Source organism: Bartonella sp. AP150HLJHH (assembly GCF_042196385.1).
In the GTDB taxonomy this organism is placed as follows: domain Bacteria; phylum Pseudomonadota; class Alphaproteobacteria; order Rhizobiales; family Rhizobiaceae; genus Bartonella.
Map to the genome: position 1 here is coordinate 1 of NZ_JBHIQC010000065.1, position 3,111 is coordinate 3,111.

Annotated in this window: 1 pseudogene; it reads right to left on the reverse strand. The window is 37.9% G+C overall.

Features of this window, described 5'->3' with window-relative positions:
• Positions 1 to 2,360 (reverse strand): annotated as a pseudogene (locus ACFING_RS09445) (autotransporter outer membrane beta-barrel domain-containing protein); the annotation flags it as partial.
• Positions 2,361 to 3,111 lie beyond the last annotated feature (751 nt).

The following is a 3,111-nucleotide window of genomic DNA, read 5'->3' on the forward strand; positions in this document are numbered from 1 at the left end:
GCATCACCCGTTGCATTGTAGACTTCTTGCGTGTCTGGTTTACCAGAACCTATATGCAATGTTTGGTAATGATCTTCGGTTGGTCCATTAAAGATAATGGAGCTGTTATCGAGATTAAGCGTGGAAATATCAGAACGAGATCTTTGAGCGATATCAAGGAGATTGCCATCATCATCTTTTTCATTTTTGCTGATTTTCAACGTCCATTTTGTATTGTTTTTCAGATCAAAGTGCACATTTCTGTCTTTAGCAATATTTGCTCTGCCCTCTAAAATAGACTGATCTGCGCTTAATGTGAAGGTGCCGTTGGAGATCGTTTTAACCTCTTTACCATCCCACAAATCTTTATCTTTCCATGATGTTTTGTCCCAAAAAATACCATCTCCTAATAATACGTCAGCATGGACTTCTGATTTTTTAAGATTGACTGTGCCGATTGATGGAGCAGCAGCATCTTCGATGCTTTTTTCAACAACAGTTCTAACGAAAATTCCTGTACCATTTTCAGCATGAAGCTCTGCATTAGTCAGATTGATCTCATTACTATGATATTTTTGCGGATCATGAGAGCTATTCGGATTATTATCAAAGAAAGTTGCGAATTGTAAACTGGCAACTTCTGCTGTGGCAGAAACATCTGTCAGATCAATATGTCCGCCATTTATTACAACCAGTGCAGCCATTTTTGCTTCTATTGTATTTTTCTTCCCCTTCTGAGGAGTATCGGATTGGGTATCTAGGCCTTTAGAATTAGTATCAATAGCACGATTGCTCGTTTTAATTGTGCTACCTTCAATGACAAAAAGACCAACATCAACATTTTGAATGGTTGTTTTGCCATTGAATTCAACTATACTATCGGCATCCCAAATGTTTACACCAACGGTTGCTGCTTCGGACTCACCACCGGTTATTGTTAAATCTCCGCTAATGATTTGACTTCCACCGTCTGCATAAAAACCTTCATCGACATTTTGAATGGTTGTTTTGCCGGTTAACTGAATTTCACTACCAGAATCCTCTGTCCGTACACCAGTGCTTATTTTGCCGAGATTTTCATTAATTGCTTTACCACCGACTACTGTTAAATTTTCGCTGGTAATTTTGCCACCATTTATTGCTCTAAGACCCTTCAAAATATTATTAATCGTTGCCGTTCCATGCAATTCAATTCTGCTATCAGGACCAAGTGCAAGTGCACCGGTTCCCGCGTCATTCGTTGTTAAAGCTATATCCGTGACATCAATCTGTCCACCATTTCGTGCCTCAAGCCCATGTGTGAATTTTTCAATGGTTGTTTTTCCATTTAGTTCGATCTTGCTGTTAGGCAGGTCAACTCCTACACCAGTGCTTTCTTCTTTTGCTCCAGAACCGATGAGTGTTAAATTTTCGCTGGTGATTTTACCACCATCAAATGCTCCAAGACCGTTCAAAGCATTGTTAATCTTTGTATTGCCTTTTAATTCAACTATGCTATCAGAACCAAGTGCAAGTGCACCGTTTCCGAAGTTATCGGTTGTTAGAGTAACATCCGTAATTTCAATACGTCCACCATTTTCTGTAAGTAATGCGCCTTCATGTCCATTCAAATTTCCTCCTATGACAGTCCCTCCTTTCATTGTGACCTTGGATTCTATACCATCTGCATGGAGTGCATTACCCTTAGATGATGCGACTGTAACATTGTTGTTTAAAGTAATGATGCTGCCGTTTCCAGCATATACCCCATCAGTTTCCCCATCGAGTGATCCTCCAGAGATTGTTATTGTCGAGTGATCATCTGCAAATATGCCTTTTAGTGCTTGAGTAACGGTTACATTGTTCAAGGTTACTGTGCTGTTTTTAGCACTTATTCCTAAGGATAGTGAACTGTTATCGTTTTCACTCGATATTACCACGTCTTCCAGCTTGTTTTTTTTACTCTTACTGTCAGAAAAGGAAGCACCAGTGCTAGATAAAATGCCAGATGAGGAGGCCTCCATTCCAGAATATGTAATTGTTCCCTTAGTCATTTGAAGTGTAGCACCGTCTTTGGCTTCAAGGCCTAAGAAAATACCAGAACCAGTGCCTTTAATGGTTGTGCCATCCAGTAACTCAATCGCACTGTTAGCACCTTCTGCTGTTACAGCATAGACGGTTTGGTTTGTGCCTTGGTTTATATCTTTATTCGTAACAATGGTTAAATGTTTTCCAATGATTTTGCCACCGTCTTTTGCGTGAATAGTTTCGTAGGTTTTATCGGATACTTCTTGTTGTTTTCCCTCAGAAACTACGAGGGTTTCAGCATGTGCACTGAACTGGATGTTGAACAGGATAATAGCGGCTGCAGCCGTACATGATAAAAGGGATGTTTTATACACTAGTATTCTCCTTATGAGAGCCCCAAAATATTCATTTCCCCGCGAACTTCATAAGAAGAAGTGAAAATGGATAGTTGTTATTACTTTCAGTAATTGTTTTTAATTTGGTAAGACATTTTTGGTTTTTTGTCAAAATTAAAAAATAATTGATATTAATTATGTATACTACAAAATGTATTTATAATGGATTTTATTTAAAGAATTATAATTTTGAATATTATTATTCAGAGAAATATTGTGAGATACTGATATAGTGGTACCATAACATCTTTTACATGATGGTAGGGATTATTATATGACGCAAATTGGGGTTATGAGGGAACAAAAAAGGATGTAGAAGAAGCTAGTAAAAAAGCTAACTTACTTGGGCTTAAAGTGGGCTTTCATCTTTCAACACAGTGGTATTAATTTATTTCTAATAGACTTTTCTTTTTTTCAAAGTAGGAAGTACTGTTCATCCACTGGGAATGGAAGTGCTCTGTTGCGTTTGTTGTGTCTTGTCTTGGGGATTTTCGTAAAGAACTAAGTATAAAGAGGGAAGGGTGCTTTAAAAGGAAAAAGGATGACTTTAATGTACAAAAAAGGCAGCATATTGTTGCTGCCTTTTTTGTTGATGCATAGAAAAGAAATACGCTGTTTTGACAGTTTTGTTTTAAAACTGATAGCGTATGCCACCTGAAAAGCTTGCACCACTTATACCAGTTTTCTGAAGCTTTTGTTGATAACTTACATCACCATGAAGGGAGAAATT